The 25038-nt window shown below is 69.5% G+C and carries 24 protein-coding genes; 5 read left to right on the forward strand and 19 right to left on the reverse strand.

Translation table 11 applies throughout. From position 1 onward, the window contains the following. Positions 1-11: 11 nt before the first annotated feature. The 4 genes from ACYVKR_RS08885 to ACYVKR_RS08900 all read right to left on the reverse strand — a co-directional run bounded on the left by ACYVKR_RS08885 (position 12) and on the right by ACYVKR_RS08900 (position 3700). A complete protein-coding gene (locus ACYVKR_RS08885) occupies positions 12-527 on the reverse strand; it encodes a hypothetical protein (protein ID WP_460480446.1) in 516 nt (171 codons plus the stop codon). 68 nt (positions 528-595) lie between these two features. Continuing rightward, positions 596-1579 (reverse strand): Bug family tripartite tricarboxylate transporter substrate binding protein, encoded by a 984-nt coding sequence (locus tag ACYVKR_RS08890; RefSeq protein WP_460480447.1) that lies wholly within the window; start codon positions 1577-1579, stop codon positions 596-598. Between the two features lie 2 nt (positions 1580-1581). After that, the gene (locus tag ACYVKR_RS08895; protein ID WP_460480448.1) at positions 1582-2781 is read right to left on the reverse strand and encodes a CaiB/BaiF CoA transferase family protein; all 1200 of its coding nucleotides are present in this window, start codon (positions 2779-2781) and stop codon (positions 1582-1584) included. After that, the gene (locus ACYVKR_RS08900; protein WP_460480449.1) at positions 2774-3700 is read right to left on the reverse strand and encodes a hydroxymethylglutaryl-CoA lyase; all 927 of its coding nucleotides are present in this window, start codon (positions 3698-3700) and stop codon (positions 2774-2776) included. The genes ACYVKR_RS08895 and ACYVKR_RS08900 overlap by 8 nt, the downstream gene beginning before the upstream one ends. Before the next feature lie 106 nt (positions 3701-3806). Here ACYVKR_RS08900 and ACYVKR_RS08905 point away from each other — a divergent pair, with 106 nt between their 5' ends. Beyond that, on the forward strand, positions 3807-4544 hold the full coding sequence (locus ACYVKR_RS08905; protein WP_460480450.1) for an IclR family transcriptional regulator: 738 nt from the start codon (positions 3807-3809) through the stop codon (positions 4542-4544). 113 nt (positions 4545-4657) lie between these two features. Here ACYVKR_RS08905 and ACYVKR_RS08910 read toward each other — a convergent pair whose 3' ends face one another. The 9 genes from ACYVKR_RS08910 to ACYVKR_RS08950 all read right to left on the reverse strand — a co-directional run bounded on the left by ACYVKR_RS08910 (position 4658) and on the right by ACYVKR_RS08950 (position 13310). Next, complete coding sequence (locus tag ACYVKR_RS08910) at positions 4658-4906, reverse strand: zinc ribbon domain-containing protein (RefSeq protein WP_460480451.1); 249 nt, start codon at positions 4904-4906, stop codon at positions 4658-4660. Positions 4907-4919: 13 nt separating this feature from the next. Beyond that, a complete protein-coding gene (locus ACYVKR_RS08915; protein ID WP_460480452.1) occupies positions 4920-5600 on the reverse strand; it encodes an OmpA family protein in 681 nt (226 codons plus the stop codon). Beyond that, positions 5600-6196 carry a hypothetical protein gene (locus tag ACYVKR_RS08920; RefSeq protein ID WP_460480453.1) on the reverse strand — a complete coding sequence of 199 codons (597 nt, stop codon included), beginning with the start codon at positions 6194-6196 and terminating at the stop codon, positions 5600-5602. Before ACYVKR_RS08920 ends, ACYVKR_RS08915 begins: the two co-directional genes overlap by 1 nt. A 63-nt stretch (positions 6197-6259) precedes the next feature. Next, positions 6260-6721 carry a hypothetical protein gene (locus ACYVKR_RS08925; protein ID WP_460480454.1) on the reverse strand — a complete coding sequence of 154 codons (462 nt, stop codon included), beginning with the start codon at positions 6719-6721 and terminating at the stop codon, positions 6260-6262. Between the two features lie 19 nt (positions 6722-6740). Beyond that, a complete protein-coding gene (locus ACYVKR_RS08930) occupies positions 6741-7514 on the reverse strand; it encodes a tetratricopeptide repeat protein (protein ID WP_460480455.1) in 774 nt (257 codons plus the stop codon). Next, positions 7511-8677, reverse strand: coding sequence for a hypothetical protein (locus ACYVKR_RS08935; RefSeq protein ID WP_460480456.1), 1167 nt, complete (start codon positions 8675-8677; stop codon positions 7511-7513). Before ACYVKR_RS08935 ends, ACYVKR_RS08930 begins: the two co-directional genes overlap by 4 nt. Positions 8678-8757: 80 nt before the next feature. After that, positions 8758-9216: a hypothetical protein gene (locus ACYVKR_RS08940; RefSeq protein WP_460480457.1), complete on the reverse strand. Its 459-nt coding sequence runs from the start codon at positions 9214-9216 to the stop codon at positions 8758-8760. Between the two features lie 27 nt (positions 9217-9243). Beyond that, entirely contained in the window at positions 9244-12822 is a 3579-nt protein-coding gene (locus tag ACYVKR_RS08945) for a beta strand repeat-containing protein (protein ID WP_460480458.1), read from the reverse strand. Between the two features lie 128 nt (positions 12823-12950). Next, positions 12951-13310: a hypothetical protein gene (locus ACYVKR_RS08950; RefSeq protein WP_460480459.1), complete on the reverse strand. Its 360-nt coding sequence runs from the start codon at positions 13308-13310 to the stop codon at positions 12951-12953. Positions 13311-13741: 431 nt separating this feature from the next. On the opposite strand from ACYVKR_RS08950, the gene ACYVKR_RS08955 reads away from it, so the two are divergent. After that, on the forward strand, positions 13742-14344 hold the full coding sequence (locus ACYVKR_RS08955) for a hypothetical protein (RefSeq protein ID WP_460480460.1): 603 nt from the start codon (positions 13742-13744) through the stop codon (positions 14342-14344). Between the two features lie 123 nt (positions 14345-14467). Here ACYVKR_RS08955 and ACYVKR_RS08960 read toward each other — a convergent pair whose 3' ends face one another. The 5 genes from ACYVKR_RS08960 to tal form a co-directional block, all read right to left on the reverse strand. After that, positions 14468-15676, reverse strand: coding sequence for an aminotransferase-like domain-containing protein (locus ACYVKR_RS08960; RefSeq protein ID WP_460480461.1), 1209 nt, complete (start codon positions 15674-15676; stop codon positions 14468-14470). A gap of 2 nt (positions 15677-15678) precedes the next feature. Then, positions 15679-17046 (reverse strand): VOC family protein, encoded by a 1368-nt coding sequence (hglS, locus tag ACYVKR_RS08965; RefSeq protein WP_460480462.1) that lies wholly within the window; start codon positions 17044-17046, stop codon positions 15679-15681. A gap of 46 nt (positions 17047-17092) precedes the next feature. After that, the gene (locus tag ACYVKR_RS08970; protein ID WP_460480463.1) at positions 17093-17989 is read right to left on the reverse strand and encodes a transporter substrate-binding domain-containing protein; all 897 of its coding nucleotides are present in this window, start codon (positions 17987-17989) and stop codon (positions 17093-17095) included. Between the two features lie 225 nt (positions 17990-18214). Further along, complete coding sequence (pgi, locus tag ACYVKR_RS08975) at positions 18215-19822, reverse strand: glucose-6-phosphate isomerase (RefSeq protein WP_460480464.1); 1608 nt, start codon at positions 19820-19822, stop codon at positions 18215-18217. Next, on the reverse strand, positions 19819-20766 hold the full coding sequence (gene tal / locus ACYVKR_RS08980; protein WP_460480465.1) for a transaldolase: 948 nt from the start codon (positions 20764-20766) through the stop codon (positions 19819-19821). Before tal ends, pgi begins: the two co-directional genes overlap by 4 nt. Positions 20767-20897: 131 nt before the next feature. Between tal and zwf the strand changes: the two genes are divergently transcribed. After that, positions 20898-22367, forward strand: coding sequence for a glucose-6-phosphate dehydrogenase (gene zwf, locus ACYVKR_RS08985; RefSeq protein ID WP_460480466.1), 1470 nt, complete (start codon positions 20898-20900; stop codon positions 22365-22367). After that, positions 22367-23212 carry a MurR/RpiR family transcriptional regulator gene (locus ACYVKR_RS08990; protein ID WP_460480467.1) on the forward strand — a complete coding sequence of 282 codons (846 nt, stop codon included), beginning with the start codon at positions 22367-22369 and terminating at the stop codon, positions 23210-23212. Before zwf ends, ACYVKR_RS08990 begins: the two co-directional genes overlap by 1 nt. Here the strand turns inward: ACYVKR_RS08990 and ACYVKR_RS08995 are convergent. Beyond that, positions 23203-23670, reverse strand: a complete 468-nt coding sequence (locus tag ACYVKR_RS08995) for a MarR family winged helix-turn-helix transcriptional regulator (RefSeq protein ID WP_460480468.1) — start codon at positions 23668-23670, stop codon at positions 23203-23205. The two genes, ACYVKR_RS08990 and ACYVKR_RS08995, sit on opposite strands and share 10 nt — an antisense overlap. 299 nt (positions 23671-23969) lie before the next feature. Here ACYVKR_RS08995 and ACYVKR_RS09000 point away from each other — a divergent pair, with 299 nt between their 5' ends. Beyond that, positions 23970-24989, forward strand: coding sequence for an AraC family transcriptional regulator (locus ACYVKR_RS09000; protein WP_460480469.1), 1020 nt, complete (start codon positions 23970-23972; stop codon positions 24987-24989). The last annotated feature ends 49 nt before the right edge of the window (positions 24990-25038 follow it).

Raw genomic sequence — 25038 nt, forward strand, 5'->3', positions numbered from 1 at the left:
ACCAAGCCTGGCTACAGCCCGCGCTGACCCTCGGTCAGCGTGTCGAGCTGGAAGCGCCCCGACTTGTCCCACAGCCAGGTGTCGGTATAGGTCACCTTGCCCAGGCGCGCCGGCACCGGGAAAGGCGCCGCGGCGCGCACCGTGCGCTCGATCTCGGCCACCACCTCGGGCGCATGGCGGGGCGCGCGCATCCACTGCAGGCGCAGCACGCGCCCCTGCGCATCGAGCTGCACCTGCAGCACGCCCACGGCGTACAGCATGGGCGGCAGCGTACCTTTGTAGATGCGGTGGCCGTTGAGGTCGTAGATGCGGCGCGCGGCATCCTGGCGGTAGGCCAGGGCCGTCGAGGCGCTGGAGGTGCCGGGCGCCGGGCCCGGGCCTGCACCCGTGCCAACGGCGTCGGGCGCGGTGCCGCAGGCCGTGACCAGCGTGGCGATGGCCACCGCCATGCCGGCCCACAGCCAGGGGCGCCGGCTGCGGCGGGAAGTGAGAGGGGTGCCCGAAGGCATTGCGTGGGTCTCAGACATGGCGGCAAGCGTATCCCGGAATCCGGTGCCGGCGCCAGCGCCGTCACGATTGGAAGCACAGAGGGCCATCAATCGAGCTTGATGTTCGCCTGCCTGACCAGCGCCGCCCATTTGCCCTGCTCGGCCTTCAGGTACTGCGCCGCCTGCGCCGGGCTGCCGCCCATGGGCGCGCTGCCTTCCGCGTGCAGCAGGGCCGCCAGCGCAGGCTGGGCCAGCGCCTGCTCGACCGCGGCGTTGACGCGCTGGACGACATCGGCCGGCGTGCCGGCCGGCGCGACGATGAGCTTCCAGTCCACCGCCGCGAATCCGGGGTAGCCCGACTCGGCCACCGTGGGCACCTCGGGCAGCACCGCCATGCGCTTGGCCGAGGTGACGGCCAGCGCGCGCAGCTTGCCGCCTCGCAGCATGCCCAGCACCGACTGCGGCGTGGCGAACATGTAGTCGGTCTGGCCACCCAGCAGGTCGGTCACCGCGGGCGCCGCGCCCTTGTAGGGCACGCTGATGGCCTGGAAGCCGGCCTGGATGGCCAGCATCTCGCCCGCGAGATGGCCCACGGTGCCGGTGCCCGCCAGCGCCTGCTTGGTGCCGCCGCGCGCGGCCTTGGCGGCGACCACCGCATCGGCCAGGGTCTTCCACGGCGCATCGGCGCGCACCACCATCACCGTCGGCTGCTCGGCGACCAGGGCCACGGGCACCAGGTCCCTGGCGGGGTCGAAGGGCATCTTCGGCAGCAGCGCCGGGTTGATGGCCAGGTTCGCCGTCTGGCCCATGCCCAGCGTGTAGCCGTCGGGCCTGGCCTTGGCCACGAGGTCCAGGCCGATGTTGCCGCCGGCGCCGGGGCGGTTGTCCACCAGGAAGGTCCAGCGCATCGCCGCCCCCACCTTCTCGGTGATGTGGCGCGTGACGCTGTCGGTGCCGCCGCCCGGCGTGTAGGGCACCACCATGCGGATGGGCTTGTCGGGCCAGGCGCCCTGGGCGAGCGCCGGGCCGGCCGACAGGCCTGCCAGCGTGGCCAGCACGAAATGGCGGCGTGGGAATGCAGCAGCGGTCATGGCTATAGGTCTCCTTGGATGATGTGGCGCGCCTGCAGCGCTTGCAGCTCGGCGTCGCTGTAGCCGGCCTCGCGCAGCAGCGCGTGGGTGTGCTCGCCCAGGCGCGGCGGGTTGTGGCGCAGGCCGGGGCGCTCGCCGCCCAGCGTGAAGGGCAGCAGCGGCACGCGCGCCTCGCGGCCGTCGGGCAGCGTGAGCGGCGCCAGGCCCCCGGTGGCGTTGAGGTGCGGGTCGTCGAACAGGTCCTGCGGCCGCGTGATCGGCGCGAACGGCAGGCCGTGCCGCTCGAACACCGCCGCCAGCTCGGCCGCGCTGAACTGCGCGAGCTGCGAGCGCAGCTGCGGCATCAGCCATTCGCGGGCGCGCACGCGGTCGTTGTTGCTGGTCAGGCGCGGATCGGCGCGCAGCTCGGCCAGGCCGAAGGCCTCGCAGAACAGCGCCCACTGCGTGTCGCTGACCACGGCGAGGAAGATCTGCTCGCCATCCTTGACCGTGAACACGTCGTACACCGCCCAGGCCGAGATGCGGCTGGGCATGGGCGCGGCCGGCTGGCCGGTGGCGGCGAACTGCATCATGTGCTGCGCCACCAGGAAGACGTTGTTCTCGAACAGCGCGCTCTGCACCTCCTGGCCGCGCCCGGTCTGCTCGCGGGCGCGCAGCGCGGCCATCGCACCGATGGCACCGAACATGCCGCCCATGATGTCGTTGACGCTGGTGCCCGCGCGCAGCGGGTCGCCCGGCCGACCGGTCATGTAGGCCAGACCGCCCATCATCTGCACCACCTCGTCCAGCGCCGTGCGGTGGTCATACGGCCCGGGCAGGAAGCCCTTGTGGCTCACGTAGACCAGGCGCGGGTTCAGCGCCGACAGGCTGGCGTAGTCCAGCCCCAGCTTCTTCATGGTGCCGGGCTTGAAGTTCTCGCTCACCACGTCGGCCGTGGCGATCAGGCGCAGCGCGGCCTCCTTGCCCTCGGGCGTCTGCAGATCGAGCGCGATGCTCTTCTTGTTGCGGTTGAACATCGGGAAGAAGCCCGCGCCCGAACCCAGCAGGCGGCGCGTGTTGTCGCCGGCCAACGGCTCGATCTTGATGACCTCGGCGCCCAGGTCGGCCAGCACCATGCCGCAGGTCGGGCCCATGACCATGTGGGTGAATTCGATGACGCGGATGCCCGCGTAGGGAAGTTGCGGAGGAAGCTGGTCAGACATGGGGAAATCCTTTTGGAAGGCCTGCCTCGGGCGTCATGCCGTAGAGGGGTTCGCCGGGCAGGCCAGCCTGCAGCGGCGCGCGCGCGGCCATGAGTTGAGGGAGATTGATGCCGGTGCGCACGCCCATGGCCTCGAACATGAACACCAGGTCTTCGGTGACCACGTTGCCCGAGGCGCCCGGCGCATACGGGCAGCCGCCCAGGCCGCCGAGCGAGCTGTCGAAGGTGCGCACGCCCACGTCCCAGGCGGCCAGGCAGTTGGCCAGGCCCAGGCCGCGCGTGTTGTGCATGTGGGCCGCGCCCGTGCGTTCGCCGATCTCAGCGCGCACCCTCTGGAACAGGCGCCGCACCTGGGCCGGGTTGGCCATGCCGGTGGTGTCCGACAGGCCCGACTCGTCGGCGCCCGCCTCGATGACGGCCGCGGCCAGCCAGACCACGTCGTCCTCGGCGACCGCGCCCTGCAGTGTGCAGCCGAAGGCGGTGGAGATGCCGGCCTCGACCTTCACGCCCGGCGCGCGCTCGTCGCGCAGTTGCACGATGCGGCGCAGCTCCTCGACCATCTCGACCCGCGTCCTGCGCACATTGGCCTGCGAATGCGCCTCGCTGGCCGATACCGGCAGCGTGAGCTTGTGCACGCCCGCGGCCAGCGCCGCCTCGGCGCCGCGCACATTGGGCACCAGGGCCATCACGGTCAGGCCCGGCAGCGTGCGCGCATGGCGCACCACCTCGGCCGCGTCGGCCATCTGGGGCAGCAGCTTCGCCGGCACGAACGAGGCCACCTCGATCTCGCGGATGCCGCTGGCATACAGCGCATCGATCCAGCGCAGCTTGGCGGGCGTGGGCATGGTGGCCTTCACCGATTGCAGTCCGTCGCGCGGGCCGACTTCGCTGATGAGCACGTCAGGGTCTTGCAGGGTCATGGGTAGTTCTGTAAGATAGAATGAAATTCTTTCTAATGAAATAATCATCCACTTCGGCACGCGCTGTCAAGCCCGTGCCTGCCCCTTTTTGCCAAGGAGACCGCCCATGCCCCGCAAAGCCCAGACCGCCTCGGTGGCCGATGACCAGGCCGCGCCCGGCGGCGCCGCGGCGGTGGACCGCGCGCTGTCGCTGCTGGCGGCCTTCCGCGAAGGCGATACGGCCCTGGGCCTGGCCGAACTGGCCGAGCGCACGCGGCTGTACAAGAGCACCGCGCTGCGGCTGCTGGCGTCGCTGGAGCATGCGCGGCTGCTGCAGCGGCTCGATGACGGGCGCTGGGCGCTGGGCGGCGAGATCGCGCGGCTGCATGCGCTGTATGCGGCGGCGTTCTCGCTGGATCGTGTGGTGATGCCGGTGCTGCGCGAGCTGGTGGCCGCCACCGGCGAGAGCGCGGCCTACCACGTGCGCCAGGGCCAGGGCGCACAGGCCGTGCGGCTGTGCCGCTACCGCGTGGATTCGCCGCACCCGGTGCGTGACCACATCCAGGCCGGCGACCTGCTGCCGCTGGACCGCGGCAGCGGCGGCCGCGTGCTGTCGGCCTTCGATCCCGGGCTGCGCGCCGCGTCCACCCCGGACCGGCAGTTGTATGCGCAGATCCGCGCCCAGGGCTACTGCACGCTGGTGGGCGACCGGCTGCAGGAGGTGGCCGGCATCTCGGCCCCGGTGTTCCATGCCGACGGCAGCCTGGCCGCCGCCGTCACGCTGACCATGCCGTCGCACCGCTACGACGAGAAGCACACGCGCCATGTGCTCGCGGCGGCGCGGGCGCTCAGCGGGCAGGTCTGAATCGATTCATCAAAAACCATAGCTGGCAGCGCTTGCCATCAGCCATATTCAAATATATTTATATTTGAATCCATGGATTGACAAGCGCCAGCAGCTCTCAAATCAAGAGCAAATCAGGGGCCGCGGAACAGGAAGTAGGCGACCACCAGCGCCGCCAGCCCGAAGAGCAGCCGTGCGATCCAAGGCGTGACCAGCCAGGCGCCCAGCGCCACGATGGCGCGGCTCCAGACGTGCGGCGACTGCAGCGCCCCCTGCTCGGGCGCATGGCGCTGCTGCGGCTGGAGCGGATAGCCGCAGTGCGGGCAGGAGCCGGCCTGGGTCGAAACCTGGCGGCCGCATTCGGGGCAGGGGATAAGGGCCATGGGTGCTCTGCTTTCAGGAGGTGGGAACCCCGATGAGGATCTGCACGCGCCGGTTCAGCTGGCGCCCCTGGGGGTTGTCCTGGCCGTCCGGCGTGGTGTTGGGCGCGACCGGCTCGCGCTTGCCCAGGCCCTCGACGGACGCCTGGCGCCCGCTGCGGCTCTCCAGCCCCGAGGCCACGGCGCGGGCGCGGCGCATCGACAGCTCGTCGTTGTAGGCATCGCTGCCCTTGCCATCGGTGTGGCCGCGCACGGTCAGCGGCGCCTTGGGATAGCCCTGCACCAGTTCCGCCGCCTTCTGCAGCGAATCGCTGGCGTCGGGGCGCAGCTCGGCCTTGTCGAAATCGAACAACACATCGGCCGGCAGGGCTATGGAGATCGCCTGCTGCGGCGTGGGCTCGGCCTTGAGCTCCTGGAGCAGCTCGCGCGTTTTCTCCAGCCGCTCGGGCGGCACCTCGGCCTCGCGCAGGATGGTGCTCGGGCTGCGCGCAGGCTGCAGCGCGGTGGCAGGCTCCGAGGCGCTCAAGCCGCCCGGCTGCGCCTGGGGCGTGAGCACCGTCTGCGGCGCGCCAGCGCTGGGCGCCAGATGCGTAGTCGTCTGCGCCAGCGGCCGGTTGCTGCGGACCACCTCGTAGGCCGAGGCCTGCGCGGCGGCCAGTACCGCAGCGGCAGCCAGCGCCAGGAGAGCCGCGCGCATCAATGCCCCTGCAGCGGCAGTTCCATCGTCAGGCCCGGCGCGACGATGTTGTCGCCCTGGTTGCCGTCGTTGAACACCAGCCGCAGCGTGCGCGAGGAAGGCGCGACCGCGCCCATGAAGACCAGCTGGCCGTTGAGCGTCTGGCCCTCGCGGATGGTCAGGTCGCGGTTGTTGTCGGGCCGCTTGATCTGCAATCGCCCCTGGCCCTCGTCCTCGAGGTAGGTGTCCGCCAGCGCCAGCATCGTGGAGCCGGTGATGCGGTTGGCGAACGAGATGCTCACGTCCAGCACCGTCGCGTCGGCGCCGATGTCCACGCTCTTCACCCGCACCGTCAGGCCGGCCGAGGCCACGCCCTGCACGGACAGCGGCACCTTGCGGGGCGCCGCCGCGACCGCCGGGGCAGCCACGGGAGCCGCAGGCGCGGCAGCCACCGGTGCGGGCGCGGGCGCAGGGGCCGGTGCGGACGGTGCCGTCTGGGGCACGGGCGCAGCCGTGGCCGGCGGCGCTTCGGAGGCTTTGTCCTGGCAGGCGGACAGCAGCACCGCCGCGGCCAGCAGCCCCACCGCCGCACCGCGTTGCTTGAGGCGCGCAGACATCACTGGATTCATTCTTTTCCCTCTTGGTTCTTCATGGTTGACTGGAGGCTTCCCGGCACCCGGTCAGCGGATGCGCACGCCATTGACCTGGCCGGACGGCGCCGCCCCGGGTGCCGGCTGCGTGGCGCAGTCGGCCGTGCTCACGTTGTTCACATTGCGCCCCTGCACGATCACGGTGCGGCCCTGCAGGCTGGCACCGTTCACGTCGACGCTGTTGACCGAGACCGAACCGTCCTGCGAACAGCGCACGCCGCTGGCGGTGTTGCCACTGACCTCGATCCGGTTGCCCGATCCTTCGCCGCCGGGCGCCGGCCGTGCGGGCCGTTGCGGCAGATCCGGCCGTGCCGGCCTGGCAATGCCCGGCCCGCTGCCGCCGTCGGCGCCACCGGGTGCCTGCGGGCCGGCCGCCGACGCGGCCTGCGCCAGCGCCAGGCAGCCCAGGCCCGACAGCAGCCGGCCCCAGCGCCGAAGCCCGTGGAGGCCGACCGCAATGCCGCCATTCCTGAAGCCGTTGCATGGTTCCATTCGCACTCCTCCTGGGTACTCACTCATGGGGCAAGGGCGCGGGAACACCCGGCAGCACCGTGCCCGGCGTGGCCGCGCCCGATCCGGGCACCTGCCGCGGCGCGGGCACCGGCACCGTTCTGGGCGCCGGCGAAGCCGCCGTGCCGGCCGCAGCCGCGGCGCCACCCGTTTCGCCGGCGGACTCGCGGCGGATGCGCGCCTGCAGCTGGTCGGCGAAGCTCTCCGCCAGCGCCACCTCCTCGGCCGCCATCTCGTTGCCCAGCTCGTTGATCATCTGGACTTCGTTGCGCTTGGCGCCGCTGCCGGGCAGGGCCAGGCGCTCGGCCAGGCGCGCATAGCCCAGCGCCTTCACGTTGTCCTTGGGCACGCCCTGCCCCTTCTGGTTCATCTCGGCCAGGCGCTGCATGGCCAGCGGATCGCCGCGCACCGCCGCCAGCAGGTACCAGCGGTAGGCCTGGCCCATGTCGCCCATACCGCTGCGCGGGTTGCGGTAGGCATCGCCCACGAACGACAGCAGTTGCGGGTTCTGCGTGTTCAGCGCTTCGCGCTTGAGGCGTTCGAGCTCGTTGCGGTACAGCGGCGCCTGGCAGCCCAGCTCCGTCACGCCGCGCTCCAGCGAGTCGTTGCACGAGGCCACGAAGCGCGCCGCCGTCGAGGCCGACGGCGCCTGGGCCGCCTGCGCCGGGGGCGGCGAAACCTGCTGCGCCAGGGCCGCCAGTGGCAGGCCCAGCAGCACAGCCCCGAGGATGGCGGGAATAGCCCCCGCCTTCAGCGCGCCCGTGCGTGTCGTCATGCGCCCACCTCCGGTGCGCGGGGCTGGGGTGCGGGTGCGGCAGGGGCCTGGTCCTGGGCGGCCTGCGCCTCCAGCATGCCATCCCAGCTCATGGGCACGCCGAAGAACAGCGGCTCGAAGCCCTTCCAGGTCATCACGTCCAGCGGGCCGAGCGCCGAGTAGCGCTCGGAATACACCTTGCGCAGCGCCTGCTGCGTCGCGTCGTCGAGCTTCTGCGTGACCTGCACCGGCTCGCCGTACTTGCGCAGCGTCACCTGGATCAGGCCGAGCTTGAGTTCCGGCGCCAGCGCGTCGTAGGCCTTGCGCATGTTCTCGACCACCACCGGGTCGGGCTTGCCGCCGGGAATGCAGCGCCAGTACGGCGTGTTGGTGGCCTTGCCCACGATCTCCAGCACGCTCAGGTCGACCAGCGTGCGGATCGCGGAATGGCGCCCCTGCAGGTACTTGCCCTCCAGCTTGAAGCCGAAGGAATTGCCGTAGAAGCCGATGCTGGCGTTGTCCTCGGTGCTCAGGTTCAGCACCTTCACCACGTTCGAGGCCTGGATGCGCGGCACCATCTGCTGCGTGCTGAAGCTCACCAGGTTCAGGTCCAGCGCCAGCGCCGAATAGATCGCCGTGCGCTTGACGTCCGCGCCGAGGTCGGTCTTGCCCTTGCCGCCGCCGAACTCGATGCTCGCGGAGTTGGCCCGGCCGGCGCCGGCAATCGCCCGGTCGAACTCGGTGAGCGCGCCGGTGATCAGGAAGTCGGGCATGGTCACGCCAAACCTCGCGCCGAGCTGGGCCTGCGACACCAGGTAGTCCGGGTGGTAGGGCACGTAGACCACGTGCGCGCCGATGCGGTTCAGCGCCGTGCGCACCATCTCGGTGATGTCGCCCGGGATCTCCGCGCCCACCAGCGGGTTGGAGAGGTTGGTCGCATCCGAGATGTTGCGGGTCTGCATGTAGATGATCGGATCGCCATCCTTGTAGATGTCGAGCATGTCGCCCAGGCGGGCGAGCGAGCCCGCATAGGGACTCAGGTTGGTCACCGGCTGGAGCTTGTCGGAGTCCCTCTCCTGCATCAGCGTCTGGGCGTCCTGGATCGCGTTCTGCGTGGTCGCACAGCCGGCCAGCGAAGCCACTGCCAGCGCCAATGCCGCCCTCTTGAGGAAAATTTTCTTCATGTTTTGTCGAACTGGTTGGAATCGGAAGCAGGCCGGCGCGGCGCCAGGCCTGGCGCCCTGCGACGGACTGCCGACCCGCATCACTTGCGGGAGTTGAGCACCGTGATGTTCTCGACGCCGCCGCCTTCCACGTACAGCGTGACCGTGCCGTTCACGTTGCCCTGGATGACCGGGCTCGCGATACGCACGGCGCCGTCGGCGCCCTGCTGCACGTTGTTGTAGTTCGTGCGGATCACGATGTTCTGCTGGCGGTCGGGCAGCTTGAGCGAGCCGTCGGGCTGCACCAGCGCGCTCTGGTCGACCAGCGCGTTCTGCGCGATCGCCCGGTTCACGCGCGCCCGGGCGCTCACGGCGGGGAACACGCCGTCGTTGAGCTTCACGCCGTTCTGGGCCATGTCCTTGTAGTTGCCGAGCTGCTCGTTGTAGTTGACCATCTGGGCCTGCGCGCCCAGGGCGGCCAGCGCCAGCACGCCGGCCGCGCCGACCAGCCTGGCGGCTGCGAGCGGCAGGCGCTTGGAATTTCCTGTCTGCGTTCTCATTGCCAGTCCTTTCTTGGTTTTCATACTTCAGTTGCTGATGACGTTGAAGGCGGGCACCACCGTCACCGAGTTGTTCACCACGCCCGTGGAGGGCGTCGCGTAGGTGTAGCCGGGGTTCGCCGCGAACGCCGCGTTGCCCGCGACCCCGGCGGCGCCGACGATGGCGCCGCCCACGTTGCGCACGCTGCTGGAGGTCATGCCCGCGACGGCCACCGAGTTGCTGCCCACGATGTTGACCGTGCCGGTGATCACCCCCTGGTTGACCACCGAGTTCGAGACCCCGCCCGCCATCGCGCGCCCGTTGTTGCCGGCGATCACCACGCTGCCGGCCATCAGGCCGTGGTTGACCAGCGAGTTCACCGTGCCGCCCATGGTCGCGCTGCCGCGGTTGCCGGCAATCAGCACGTGGCCGGAGAGCTGCCCCTTGTTGTCCACGCTGTTGACCGTGCCGCCGCCCGTCGTGCTGCCCCGGTTGCCGATCAGCGTGACGCTGGCGGCCGTGATGCTGCCGCTGTTCTTCACGCTGTTGACCGTGCCGCCGCCCTTGGCCGAGCCGCTGTTGGCCGCGATGGTGATCTGGCTGCCCTTGATCGAGCCCTTGCCGGTGACGCTGTTCACGGTGCCGCCGGACTGCACGCTGCCCTGGTTGCCGAGGATGGTGATGCTCGACGCGGCCACGCTGCCGTTCAGGGCCACGCTGTTGGCCGTGCCGCCCTGGGCCGAGCCGCTGTTGCCGAGGATGGCGATCTGGCTGCCGCGCAGCGAGCCCGAGCCCGCCACGCTGTTGATCGTGCCGCCGCCGCTGGCCGAGCCCTGGTTGCCCAGGATGGTGATGCTGCTGGCCTGCACCGATCCGCCATCGGCATCGACGCTGCTGGCGGTGCCCTTGCGGGCCGAGCCCTTGTTGGCCGCCACGGTCACCGAAGACTCGGAAATCCGCCCGCCCCTCTTGCTGCGCACGCTGTTGGCCATCGCATCGCCGCCCGAGGCCTGGGCATCGCCGCGGTTGGCAAGCACCTGCACGCTGCTGTTGCGCAGGGTGGCCCCGCTGTCCGCCACGATGCTATTGCTGAGGGCCGTATGGCCGCCGTCGGCCCGGGTTTCGCCGGCGCTGTTGCCCACCAGGGTGGCGCTCAGCTGGCCCATGCCGGCGCCGTCGTCCTGCAAGATGCTGTTGGCTGCGGCCAGCCCCTTGCTGGCGCTCACGTTGCCCGCGCTGTTGCCCACCAGCAGCAGGCTGGCGTTGCGCAGGCCGGCCAGCACCTGGATCGCGTTGGCATTGACCTGCCCCACGCCCTTGTTGATCGCATGCCCCGCCAGCGTGCTTTCATTGCCTTCGCTGTGCAGGTTGGAAGCCGTGTTGCCCAGGATGCTCAGCGTGCTCGTATCGACGCTGCCGCGGCCGTTCACGGCCACCGCGTTCGCGTTGATGCGGCCGCCCGGCGCGCTCAACTGGCGCGCCTGGTTCGCCGAGATCAGCACCGGCGTGTTCGACAGGCGCGTGGCCTCCGGCCCCTCCAGGTACAGGCCGTTGGCCACCAGGATCCCGTTGGTCTTGGAGCCCACGCCCAGCGCCTGGCTGGCGCCGCCGCCGGTGCTGATGTCCTGGCCGGTGTTGCCGAGGATGGTCACCGGACTGGACTGCACCCGCGCGCCGCGGTAGGCCGCGAAGCTGTTGACCAGCGCCGTGCCGCCGCCGGCATGCACGCCGCTCGCCTGGTTCAGGGCGATCGTCCAGGGCGAGGAGCGGTCCACCAGCACGTCCTCGTGCAGCACCAGCGAGTTGGCCGCCGCGCGCGCGTTGCTGGAGCTGCTCATCAGCCCGCCGGCGCCCGAGGTGCTCTGGGCCGTGGTGCTCATGTTGCTGGCGCGGTTGCCCAGGACCACGCCATCGGCCGACAGCTGCGCCGCCTTGCCGCTGCCGCTCTCCAGCGCCACGCTGTTAGCCATCAGGGTGCCGCCACGGGCGTTGAGCCCCGACGCGGTATTGCCGAGCACGGACAGGCTCTTCGCATCCAGCTGCGAGCCGCCGACCGAGACCGCGTTGGCCAGCGCCACCGAGTCCTGGCTGGTCGAGTACAGCACGCCGCCGCCCACGCCGGCCGAGCCGCCGGTGGATTGCACCTGGTCCGCCCGGTTGCCCGACAGCGTGACCACCGACTGCAACACCCGCCCTTCGGTCACCGCGAGCGAGTTCGCCGCGGCGAAGCCGCCGTTGCCGGTCACCCCGTGGCTGGCGTTGCCGGACAGCAGCACATTCGCGCGCTCCAGCGTCGCCTGGCGGTCCACCGCCACCGTATTGCCCAGCGCCCGGCCATTGCGGTCGACCGAGGCGATCACGCCCCCGCCTATCGAGCCCGAAGCCCCCGAGGTCTGCACCTGGGTGGCGCGGTTGCCCGCGATCTGCACCAGCCCGCCATTGAGCGTGGCGTTGTCGAGCCACAGGCTGTTCGCCGCCGCGCCGCCGCCCGTGGCAACCACGCCGCTCGCCTGGTTGCCGGTGACCGAATGCAGCGGCCGGTCGCCCAGCATCCCGCGCTGCACCGAGATGGTGTTGGCCAGCGCCGCCGCGGACATGCGCACCTCCGCCAGCGCGCCGCCCAGGATCGAGCCCTCGCCGCCCCAGGCCTGCACGTTACCGGCCTCGTTGCCGGTCACATCGGCCTGGTAGCCGGCGCCGCCGGAGAGCTGGTGCTCGGTGAAGCTGATGCTGTTGGCCAGCGCGCTGCCGCCGGTGGTGTTCATCTGCGAGGCGCGGTTGTTCGCCAGCGACAGCTGGGCGTTCTGCAGCCCGCTCGACGCGATGGCCACGGTGTTGGCCCCGGCCACGCCGGTGAGGTTGACCTCGGCAATCGTGCCGCGGCCCACGCCTGCGGAGCCGCCGCCGGCGCTGATGTTGCTGGCCTGGTTGCCCGTGGCCAGCACCCGGCTGTCCTGGAGCTTGCTGCGCGCCGTGGTCAGCGCATTGGCGAGCGCCGATCCGCCGATGGAGATCACGTCGCTCGCCTGGTTGTTCGTGGTGACCGTCTGCGTGTTGCGCAGTTCGGTCGCGTCCGCGAGGACGCTGTTGGCCGAGGACCGGCCCGGCAGCTGCAGCGAGCCCATGCCCAGCAGCACGTTCGCCTTGGCGCCGAAAGCCTCGACATTGGAAGCCCGGTTGCCCTGGATCAGGACCCGCGTGGCGTTCAGCGGCTTGCGGCCCTCGCCGCTCGCGATCAGCGCCATGTTGGCCGTGGCCGCGCCGCCCAGCGCGTTCACGAAGCCGCTGGCCTGGTTGCCCAGCACCTGCAGCTGCGTGCCCTGCACCTGCATGGCCGCGATGCCCACGCCGTTGGCCTGGGCCGTGCTGACGAGGTCGATCATCATGCCCGCATTGGCCAGTGCCGACACCTTGCCGCCCGAGCTCGTCACCGTGGCAGTCGTCTGGTTGCCCACCACCTGGGCCTGGCTGCTGGAGTCCATCTCGGTGCCGGCGCTGTTCTTGTGCCAGCCCAGGCCAGTCAGCATGGACTCCTGCGCCGCCGCCAGTTGCGGCGTGGCCGCCACCGAAACCCCCAGCAGTCCCAGGGCGATCCAGTGTGGTTGCGTCTTTTGCTTCTTGTGCAAGCGAAGCCCTCCGGTGAAATCCATGGCAATCACTGCCCGCCATGCGGGCAGCTGGAACGGCGCGGGCGAGGCCATGCCTCATGGCCTCTCCTGCCCGCCTGTTTCTCTCTGGCTATGGCGCCAGCGCGTCAGTTGATGTTGACGCTGTTGACGTTGGCCGTGCCGCCAATCGCCCGGACCTGGCTGGCTTCGTTGCCGCTGACGGTGATTTCGGAGTCGCGGATCTTCGAGCCCGAGATGTTCACGCTGTTCACGTTGGCCGTGCCGTCCAGGGTGATGTCGGCAACCTTGATCGAGGCCTTGCCGCCGCCGGCGGTGATATCGCTGGCCTTGTTGTTCATCACCGTAATCTTGCTGTTGGAAATCTCGGAGCCGGCGGACCCTTTGCCCGAGGCCAGGCCGGGAATCGTGATGCTTCCGCTCTGGGCAAATGCAGCCCCGCAAGACAGTGCCAGCAAAGCAAGGGCAGTAGTGGCGATCTTTCGCATAGTTATGATCCTTCAGGAAGTTGGATGGAATCGAAACGCAGCCTATCGCGGCTTGCCCGGGGATTGTTATTTACGTGCTTGCGCCCGCAAGTAAATAAAAGTACACGCGTGCGCCTCCGGGCTGGCGCCCCGCCATGCCCCGTCCTGCATGGATTCCACGCCCCGTCCGTCTGCATCCGGGGATTCGCTCAGGAATTTCCCCATTCAGGATACAAATCCCAACAAAAACACTTCATCACAAAATATCGCATATACCTCGGGATTTCCACAGGTAATGCGAATTTTTCACATACCGGATATTCCACACTGCCGGAAAAACCATATGAAAATACGCTGCACTCGCCGGGAATAATCATTTCCCCATGACTTTAATATGACAGAAATTTGAATATTCCAGGCAGATCTTCATAATCATTGGAAAATCCAACACAATGAAAATTCATTTACCCAAAGTCACGTTTTGCCTCACGGCGGCCCTTGCGCTGGCGGCCTGCTCTCCCTCGCCGGGCATCTCCTACCCGGACGACGCGCAGATCGCCGCGGCGCTGGACCAACAGCTGGCCACCGATCCGAACAGCGCGGCGGCGCTGGCGCTGATCCGCACGCTGGGCGGCGAGCAGGGCAAGCTGCGCTACCAGATCAAGCGCGTGGTCTACCGCCAGGGCGCCTATGAAGTGCACTACGACGCGGCGCTGCACATGGGCCAGGCCGGCACGGACAGCCTCAAGGCTCTGTATGCCAGCATGATTCCCGAGGCCGAGCGCGGCAAGCTGTCGCCGGACGCGCTGGAAACCTACGAAGGCTGGCTGAAGCAGCACGCCGAGACGCTGCAGAAGGACGCCGCCCACCGCGGCGAAGGCCAGGTGCTCGCCAACACGGTGGCGCTGCTCGACCAGTGCTACCGGCGGGTCAAGCCGGGCGAGGAGATCCCCGTGCTGCAGACCCTGGGCGCCCTGCTCTCGCCCGAGCGCAAGGGCCTGTACGCGGAAAAGATCGTGCTGCCGGGCACGACGGTGCGCTGCCTGCCGCTCTAGGCGCTGGCAGCGATTTCAAAAATCATAGCTGCTGGTGCTTGCCAATCCATGGATTCAAATACATTTGAATCCAAATCCATTGCACGACGAGCGCAAGCAGCTCTCAAATAGAGAGCGCTTAATTCAACCTACAGCCTGCACCGCCGCCGCCAGGCGCTGCACCGCCTCGGCGATCTGCGGCACCTCGGGTGCGGCGAACGACAGGCGCATGGTGTGCAGGTCGGGCGCGTCCGCGTAGAAGGCCTTGCCGGGCACGTACAGCACCAGCCGCGCCACGGCGGCCTCGAACAGCGCCTGCGGATCGATGTCGCGCGCGAACGAGGCCCAGACGAACATGCCGCCGGCCGGCGTGACGAAGGACATGCGCCCCGGCAGCTCGCGCGCCAGGCCGTCCGTCAGCGCCAACATGCGGCGCCGGTATTCGGCGCAGGCCCGCGCCACCGCCTGCGGGTAGCGGCCCGACCGCAGGTAGTGCACGGCCACGCTCTGCGCCAGCGGCGAGGTGCACAGGTCCACCGTCTGCTTGGCCACGGTGCAGCGGCGCAGCACGGCGGCGTCGGCCACCATCCAGCCCACGCGCAGGCCGGGCGCGACGGTCTTGGACAGGCTAGCCAAGTAGATCACCGGATTGGCCTCGGGCGCCAGCCGCTGGGCGCAGGCGTACAGCGGTGCGGGCCGCTCGCTGGTGAAGGCCAGCTCGCCGTAGGGATCGTCCTCCACCACCGCCATGCGGTACTGCAGCGCCAGCTGCACCAGCCGCTCGCGCCGCGCCTGCGTCAGCAGCGTGCCGCAGGGGTTGGAGAAACTGGGCACGGTGTAGAGCAGGCGCGGGCGCTCGGCCGCCGGCGTGCGCGCCAGCAGCTCGGCCAGCGCGTCCACATCGAGGCCGTGTGCATCGACCGGCACGCTCAGCACGCGCGCCCCCGCCTGCCGCAGCGCGGCCAGCGTGGCCGGGTAGGCCGGGGTCTCGACGCAGACCGCGTCGCCCGGCTGTACCAGCACGCGCAGCAGCAGGTCGAAGCCCTGCTGCGAACCGGTGGTGACCAGCACCTCGCCCGGCTCGCAAGCGATGCCGCGCGCCCGGCACTGGGCCGCCAGCTGCTCGCGCAGCGCGGGCGAGCCCTCGGTCGCACCGTACTGCAGCGCGCCGGCGCCGGTGGCCAGCGCCTGTGCGGCGGCCTCGGCCAATCCATCCTGGTCGAACAGGCTGGGCGACGGGTAGCCGCCGGCCAGCGACACCATGCCGGGCCGGCCCAGGTAGGGAAACAGCTCGCGGATCGGCGAGCCCTGCGGCTCGGCGAACGCGGGGGTGAAGGCAAAGAACGAAGCCATGGCTATGCAGCCGCGGCCTGGCGCAGCGCGGCGCGCGCCGCCGCCAGCGACTCATCCTGCAGCGTCTGGTACAGCGCGATCTCGTCGTGCACGCTGGCGCCCAGGTCGGCCTCGAAGGCTTGCTGCGCCTGGTTGGCCTGGTAGCGCTTCTGCTCCTCGCCGCCCAGGTTGGACTGGAAGATGCCCGCCGCGCTCACCGGCAAAAAGTCCTCGTAGACAATGGGCTCGGCGCGCAGCGCGCCGGCGGCCAGCAGGTCTTCGACCGCTGTATCGGCATCCGCCGCCACGCCGGTGGCCACGTAGCGGTAGAAGGCCAGCCCCTGCTGGCGCAGGGCGTCGTGCGAATCGGGAAAGGCCTCGAAGGCCGTCGCCAGCCGCTCGGCATAGCCCGCGCCCGCGCTGCCGGCGCCGGCCATGTCGCGCACCTGGGCCAGCAGTTGGTCGTACAGCGCCCGGCCCTTGCGGGTCAATGCCACGCCGCGCTGCTCGATCTCGCCGAAGCGCGCCGTGTGCGTGCCGTGGTCCACGCCGCCGTCGCCGGGAAAGCGCACCGTTTCCTCCAGCGCCTTGAAGCTGGTCTGGCGCAGCAGGATGGGGCAGGCGCGGCGCGGCGGGCCTTCGACCACGTCCTTGGCGTCCATGCCGCGCGCCGGCATGCCGGCCTGGGCGGCGTCGATGTCCAGCGTGCGCGGCGTCAGGTGGTTGATGTGCGGGCCCTTGAAGCAGACCACGTCGGCGACCAAGCGGTGCGCGCGGTGCAGGCGCTCGTAGGTCTCGGCATCGACCGTGGCCTCGCTGTGCCAGCGGAAGGTCTCCAGCGCCTCGGCGACGAAGGCGTCGGCCTCGGCATCGCTCAGCCCGCCGGCCTGCTCGCAGCGCGCGATCAGCGCCAGCGCGCCATCGCTGAAGATGCGGCGCTGGGCCAGGATGGCCGCGGCCTGCGCGCGCAGGGCCGCGTCCTCGATCAGCTCCAGCCGCAGCAGCGAGGTGAAGACGCGGAACGGGTTGCGGTTCAGCGCCGCCTGCGCCACCGGGCGGAAGGCCGTGGAATGCACCGGCACGCCCGCCACCGACAGGTCGTAGTAGCCCACCGCCTCCATGCCCATGACGGCGAACAGCCGCCGCAGCGTGGCCAGTTCCTCGGCCGTGCCGACGCGGATCGCGCCGTGGCGCTCCACGTCCAGCCGGTCCAGCTCGCCGGCCCGGGCCATGGCCTGCTCCAGCTGCGGCTGCCGCGCCAGCACCTCGCCGTTGACCTGGGCCACCAGCGCGATCAGGCTGCCGTACTGCGGCACCTCCTGGCGGTACATCTCGGACATGGCGCGCGCGAAGCGGCCGCGGATCTCGTCGGGGGCGACAAAGGCAGTCATCGTCAAATCAGCAAAGGCAGAGGGAAATTCAAGGGCCCGCGCCAGCTCACTGCTGGGCGTAGGCTTCCAGGGGCTTGTCGTTGGGCGCGGCGATCAGCTGCTTGAGCGTGTCGCTCATCGGCAGGTTCAGCGCCATGTTCTTGGGCGGGATCGGCTGCATGAACCACTTGTCGTAGACCTTGGCCAGCTCGCCGGTCTGCATCAGCTTGACGAGCTGGTCGTCCACGGCCTTCTTGAAGGCCGGGTCATCGCGGCGGAACAGCAGCGCGATGGGCTCCGAGCCCAGCACCTCGCCAACGATCCTGTAGCCCTTGGGGTTGGCCGAGTTGGCGACCACGCCGGCCAGCAGGTTGTCGTCGAGCACGAAGGCGTCGGCGCGGCCCGACTCCAGCAGCATGAAGCTCTCGAAGTGGTCCTTGCCCAGCGTGGTCGGCAGGTTCACGTTGTTGTCCTTGCCGTACTTGCGCAGCAGCTGCACGGCCGTGGTGCCGGCCGAGGCGGCCACGGTGCGGCCGTCGAGCTGCTTGAAGCTGGTGATGCCCGAATCGGCCCGCACCGCCATGCGCACCTGGCTCACGTAGGTGGTGACGGCGAAGGCCACCTGCTTCTGGCGCGTGAGGTTATTGGTGGTCGGGCCGCAGCCGATGTCCACGGTGCCGTTCTGCACCAGCGGCATGGTGTTCTGCGCGGTGAGCGTCATGTATTCGAGCTTGGCCTGCGGCACGATGGCCTTGAGCACGCGCTCGCACAGCTCCACGTGGTAGCCGCCGAACTGGTTGTTGGCGCCGATCGCAAAGGCCATGGGCGCCGAGCTTTCGCGCACGCCCACCACCACCTTGCCGCTGCTGGCGATCTTGTCCAGCGTGCCGCTGCCCTGGGCGAGCGCGGCGCCGCTGGCGGCCACCATGGCGGCCAGCGCCAGCATCTTGAATGAACGGGGCATGTCGTCTCCTTGTCTGGTTCTGCAAAGCCCCTGAGTATTCCAGACGCACCGCCGCCGCCCAAGCGCCGGATTGGAAGCAGTTGATGAGCAAAAGGCAACAACTGCGGCGTGCCGTGCGCTGCGCCGCCACTTTATTTTGATAGCTGCTTGCGCTCGATAAAAAAGGGTTCCAGATGGAAATCCACCTGAAACCCTTATCTGGTGAGCGCGAGCAGCTACTGTTTTTTAAGGCGCCAGCTTGGCCACCAGCGCGGCGGTGGAGGCATCCACGCCCGCCCAGTCGCGCTGCTCGCGGCGCTGGAACAGGTCCTTGGCGAGCTGCTTGCCCAACTCCACGCCCCACTGGTCGAAGCTGTTGATGCCCCACAGCGCGCCGCTGACGAAGACGCGGTGCTCGTATAGCGCGATCAGCGCGCCCAGCGACATGGGGCTGAGCCGCTCCATCAGCAAAAAGGTGCTGGGCCGGTTGCCGGGGCAGTACTTGGGGCCGGTCTCGTCGGGGCGCCCCACCAGCAGGGCCTGGGCCTGGGCGATGGCGTTGATGACGAGGTTGTTCTGGTGGCTCTCGAAGAACTCGCCGCCCACGCGCGCGGCGATGAACTCCACCGGCACCACGTCGCGGCCCTGGTGGATCATCTGGAAGAAGGCGTGCTGGCCATTGGTGCCGGGCTCGCCCCAGACCACCGGCGAGGTCGCGTAGGCCAGGCGCTCATCGGCCGCGTCCATGCCCTTGCCGTTGCTCTCCATCTCGAGCTGCTGCAGGTAGGCCGACAGCCGGCGCAGGCCATGGCTGTAGGGCGCGACGCAGCGCGTGGCAAAGCCGTGGAAGTTGCGGTACCAGAGGTCGAGCAGGCCCAGGCGCACCGGCAGGTTGGCCTCGAGCGGCGCGGTCTTGAAGTGCACGTCCATGTCGTGCGCGCCCTGCAGCAGCGCGCGGAAGTGCTCGCTGCCCACGGCGATGGCGATCGGCAGTCCGATCACCGACCACAGCGAATAGCGCCCGCCCACCCAGTCCCAGAAGCCCAGCGTGGTGTCGATGCCGAACTCGGCCGCGGCCGTCTCGTTGGTGGTCAGCGCCCAGAAGTGCTGCGAGACCGACAGCGCCGCCGCGCGGTCGACCGAGCCGCCCTGCTGCAAAAACCAGTCGCGCGCCGAGTGCGCGTTGACCATGGTCTCCAGCGTGGTGAAGGACTTGGAGGCGATCAGGAACAGCGTGCTCTCGGGCCGCACCTGGTGCAGCACATGGCCCAGCTCGTGGCCGTCGACGTTCGAGACGAAGTGCAGTCGCTTGCCGGGCATGTGCCAGTCGGCCAGCGCGTTCACCACCATGGCCGGCCCCAGGTCGGAGCCGCCGATGCCGATGTTGACGATGTCGGTGATGTGGGGGTTGGCGCGCACCTGCTCGGCCAGCGCCAGCATGCGGCCCAGGCTCTGGTGCACATCCGCCAGCGCGTCGCGCACGGGCTGCGGGCTGGCGGGCAGCCAGTCCTGAAGGCCCTGCGCAGGCTGGCGCAGCAGCCAGTGCATGACGGCGCGGCCCTCGGAGTTGTTGATGGGCTCGCCGGCGAACATGGCGTCGCGGTAGCGCTCCAGCCCGCATTCGCGCGCCAGCTGCAGCAGCAGCTGCTGGGCCTGGTCGTCGATGAGGTTCTTGGACAGGTCGGCGAACAAATGCGGTGCCTGCTGGCTCCAGCGCGCCAGGCGCGTGGCGTCGGTGGCGAAGGCATCGCGCAGGTCGAAGGCGCGGCCCTGGTCGTCGTAGTGCTGGCGCAGCTGCTGCCAGGCCGGCGCGCGGTCGCAGCGCAGCCGGTCTTCGTTCAACGGGCGGTTCATGCGGCTTGCAGCAGTTTGTCGAGCTTGACGGCATCGGCCGCAAAGGCGCGGATGCCTTCGGCCAGCTTCTCGGTGGCCATGGCGTCTTCGTTCAGCGCGTAGCGGAAGCTGGCTTCGTCGTACTGCACGCGGTCGAGTTTCAGCTGCTTGGCGGCACTCTCCGACAGGGCCTGCGGCACCGGCTGCTCGGACGCCGCCAGCTGCGCCAGCAGCTCGGGCGAGATGGTGAGCAGGTCGCAGCCGGCCAGCGCCAGGATCTGGCCCACGTTGCGGAAGCTCGCGCCCATCACCTCGGTGGCGATGCCGAAATGCTTGTAGTACTGGTAGATGGCGGCCACCGACTTCACGCCCGGGTCGTTGGCCCCGGCCATGGCGGCCTCGTCCCAGCTGCTGCCGGCCTGCTTCTTGTACCAGTCGTAGATGCGGCCGACGAAGGGCGAGATCAGCTGCACCTTGGCCTGGCCGCAGGCCACGGCCTGGGCGAAGGAGAACAGCAGCGTGAGATTGGTGCGAATGCCCTTGCCTTCAAGTTGGCGCGCGGCCTCGATACCTTCCCAGGTCGAGGCCACCTTGATCAGCACGCGGTCGGTGGACACGCCCTCGGCCCGGTACAGCGCCACGATGCGCTCGGCGCGCGCCACGCTGGCGGCGGTGTCGAACGACAGGCGCGCGTCCACCTCGGTGGAGACGCGGCCGGGGATGATGGACAGGATCTCGCTGCCGAAGCGCACCAGCAGCCGGTCGATGATCTCGTCCAGCGGCTTGCCGCGGTGCTGCTGCACCGTCTGCGCCAGCAGCGGCGCGTATTCGGGCTTCTGCACGGCCTTGAGGATCAGCGACGGGTTGGTGGTCGCGTCCTGCGGCTGGTACTGCGCCAGCTGGTTGAAGTCTCCGGTATCTGCCACCACGGTGGTCAGGGCTTTGAGCGCATCGAGTTGGGTCATGGTCTTGTCTCGCAAATAGGCTGAAAAGGCTTCACGCTAGCGTAGCGCAGTTTCGGCAGGGATTGTAGAGACTTCCCTGTGAACATGAAACTGAGTTACATTGATAACAACGAAATTTTTCAGGAAGTTTCATGAGCTTTGACCTGGTGTTGTTTGGGGGAACCGGCGATCTGGCCTGGCGCAAGCTGCTGCCGGCGCTGTTCCAGTCGTTCCGGCACGGCAGCCTGCCGGCGGGCGGGCGCATCATCGGCGTGGCGCGCGACGCGATGAGCGACGACGAGTACCGCGCGCTGATCGGCTCGCGCCTGGCCTCGGTCGAGGGCGACAAGCGCCCGAGCGACGAGGAGTTCGCCGCCTTCGCCCAGCTGCTGCACTACCAGCGCATGGACCTGTCGAGCAGCGCCGACTACGCCGCGCTGGGCGAGCTGCTGCGCGCGCGCAACGCCGACACCGTGGTGATGTACCTGGCCACCGCGCCCTCGCTGTTCACCCGGGCCTGCGAAGAGCTCGGCGCCGCGGGCCTGGCCACGGCCAACACCCGCGTGGTGCTCGAAAAGCCCCTGGGCCACGACCTGGCCTCGAACCGCAGCATCAACGCCGCCGTGCGCAAGGTGTTCAGCGAGCGGCAGATCTTCCGCATCGACCACTACCTGGGCAAGCCCTCGGTGCAGAACCTGCTGGCGCTGCGCTTCGGCAATGCCTTCTTCGAGCCACTGTGGCGGCGCGAGAACGTGGCCAGCATCGAGATCACCATGGCCGAGCGCCTGGGCGTGGAGCAGCGCGGCGCCTTCTACGACAAGACCGGCGCGCTGCGCGACATGGTGCAGAACCATGCGCTGCAGCTGCTGTGCGCCATCGGCATGGAGCCGCCGGTCAGCGCCCACGCCGACGCGATCCGCGACGAGAAGCTCAAGGTGCTGCGCTCGCTCAAGCGCTGGACGCCCGAGAGCATCCACCGCGACGTGGTGCGCGGCCAGTACAGCGCCGGCCAGCTCGGCGGCAGCGACGTGCCCGGCTACCGCCAGGAAGAAGGCGTGCCCGCCAGCAGCCAGACCGAAACCTTCGTCGCGCTGCGCACCGAGATCAACAACTGGCGCTGGGCCGGCGTGCCCTTCTTCGTGCGCACCGGCAAGCGGCTGGCGGGGCGCGAGGCCTCGATCGTCGTGCACTTCCGCCAGGTGCCGCACGCCATCTACCGCACGCCGCTGGGCGCGGCGAACCGCCTCGTCATCCACCTGCAGCCGCGCGACGGCCTGAGCCTCCACCTGATGGCCGCCGGGCAGGGCCAGCCCGGCGCGGACGGCATACAGATCCTGTCGCCGGTGGAGCTGGACCTGGACTTCGACCAGCGCTTCGGCAGCCACCGCGTGGGCGCCTACGAGCGCTTGCTGCTCGACGTGATCGGCGGCCGGCTGAACCTCTTCGTGCGCGCCGACGAGCAGGAAGCCGCCTGGCAATGGGTAGAGCCCATCCTGCACGACTGGGCCGAGGCCAACACGCGCGGCGAAATGCCCCGCCCCTACGCCGCCGGCAGCTGGGGCCCCAGCGCCGCCAGCGCCCTGGTGGCGCGCGATGGGCACAGCTGGATGGAAGAGTTCTGATGCTGGACCGCATCACCGCCTCCCTGCCCTCGCTGGCGCCGGCCGAGCAGCGCGTGGCGCGCCTGGTGCTGGCCGACCCGCGCGCCTTCGCCACGCTGCCGGTGCGCGAGCTGGCCGCGCGCTCGCATGTGAGCAAGCCCACCGTGGTGCGCTTTTGCCGCAGCATGGGGTACGACGGCCTGGCCGACTTCAAGCTCAAGCTCGCCGGCAGCGTGAGCGAGGGCGTGCCCTTCATCCACCGCAGCGTGGACGCCGACGACAAGACCGGCGACGTGCTGGTGAAGGTGGTGGACAACTCGGTCGCCGCCTTCCTGCAGTACCGCAACGCCGCCAGCACGCTGGCGCTGGATGCGGCCGCCAGCTCGATCGCCGCCACCTGGCGCACCGGCAAGCGCATCGAGTTCTACGGCGCGGGCAACTCCGGCATCGTCGCGCAGGATGCGCAGCACAAGTTCTTCCGCCTGGGGGTGATCACGCTGTCCACCAGCGACGGCCACATGCAGGTGATGAGCGCCACGCTGCTCGGCCCGGGCGACTGCGCCATCATCATCTCGAACTCGGGCCATACGCGCGACCTGATGGACGCAGCCGAGATCGCGCGGCGCAACGGCGCCACCACCATCGCCATCACCGCCAGCGGCTCGCCGCTGGCCAAGGCCTGCCACATCCACCTGGCCGCCGACCACCCCGAGGGCTACGACCGCTACAGCCCCATGGTCTCGCGCCTGCTGCACCTGCTGATCATCGACGTGCTGGCCACGGCCGTGGCGCTGCGCATCGGCGAGCCGCTGCAGCCGGTGCTGCAGCAGATGAAGGACAACCTGCGCGCCAAGCGCTACACCTGAGGCGCCGCGGGCCGCGCTCCGGTGCGGCTATGCCGGTCGATCAGCTCGTGCAGCAGCTCCTTGAGCACAGCCACCTTCCCGGGATCGAGCGGCCGCAGCACTTCGCGCTCGTGGGCTGCGGCCTTTTCCATCAGGCCGGCGACGAGGCGGCGGCCGCTGCGCGTGACACGCACCAAGGTGTAGCGGCGGTCGTCGAGGCTGGTGCTGCGCTCGACATGGCCCTGCGCCTCGAGCCGCGAAACCAGGCGCGTGACCGTGGGCTGCTTGCTCACGGTGGTCTGCGCCAGCTCCGAGATCGCCATCCCGCCATGGCTGGCCAGCGTGGACAGCACGCGCCATTCGAGTACCGACAACCCCTGCTGCTCCACGACCTCGTGGAACTCGGTGGACACCAGGTGCCAGGCCTGCCCCAGCAGCGCGGGCAGGTAGTTGTCAACAAACGCCTGGTTTTTTGCCATGCCGCGCGCAGCCTTTTCCATTTCCCGATCCTGCGGGAATTCTAGCGTTGCGGCCACCTTCCCCGCCTGCGCTCTCCACCCGAATCATGGAGAGTATTTGCATGAATATTCATATATTTTCTGCCGGATGGCCAAAGCGCGGGTTTTCCTCGATTTCCCTTGATGCTCATCGACTTACGATTCCGCGAATCCCTCTGAGGAGCTGCCCGATCCGGTGTGAAAAAGCGCTCCAGTGCATGACAAATCATGCACGCGCAGGCTAGCAACCGCAGCCGCAGATTGCCTGGAAAGGAACCCCGATGCCACCGATTGCTTCCGCCGCGCCCTTGCCGTTCGCGCCGCTGGCCGTGGAGCGCTTTTCCAGCGTGCCCGACCGGCTGCTGTTCGCGTCGGCGGACGTGGATGAGGTCCGCTCCATGGTGGGCCGTGTCATGAAACCCCACCAGTTGCACCGCACCACCGGCGGCAGCGAACGCCTCGATGCGCGCATGTACCACGCCAGCCTGGGCGACGTGTGCCTGAGCCGCCTGCGCTATGGCGCCTCCGTGGACATCGCGCCGGGGCCGCTCGAGAGCTTCTTCCTCGTGCAGATGCCGCTGGCCGGCCAGGCGCGGATCGACTCCGGCGGCCAGCGCCTGGAGTCGAACCAGCAGATGGCCTCGGTGCTGAGCCCGGACGACGAAACCCGCATGCACTGGAGCGCCAACGCCGACCAGCTGATGATCCGCATCGCCCGCCCGCAGGTCGAGCGCGCGCTCGCCAGCCAGCTGGGCCATCCGCTCAGGCAGCCGCTGCGCTTCGAGCTGGGCTTCCAGTGGCAGGCCAGCGCGCCCTGGCGCTGCCTGCTGTCCTACCTGCTCGACTGCACGACACAGCATGCCGACCTCGCGCAGAACAAGCTGCTGGTCGCCCAGATCGAGCAGCTCGCCACGCTGGTGCTGCTCAGCTCGCACCGGCACAACCACAGCGAAGCGGCACCGGCGCGCTGCGGCACCGTGCTGCCGCGCCACGTGCGGCGCGCGCAGGACTTCATGCAGGCCCACGCGCACGAGCCGCTGGGCGTGGAGCAGCTGGCCGACGTGGCCGGCGTGAGCCTGCGCAGCCTCTATGCCGGCTTCAAGGATTTCCTGGGCGTGAGCCCGATGCAGTACCTGCGCGACCTGCGCATGGAGCGCGCGCGCAGCGAGCTGCTCGCCGGCGAGGCCAGCAATGTGGCCGCCGTGGCGCTGCGCTGGGGCTTTGCGCACCTCGGGCGCTTCAGCAGCGAATACCGGCAGCGCTACGGCGAATCGCCCAGCCAGACCCTGCGCCGGCGCTGAGGCGGGGGTTCGAAAAAATCCGCCCCGGACTATTCGGCCCAGGGCGGAA

This window comes from Comamonas humi, assembly GCF_054782535.1.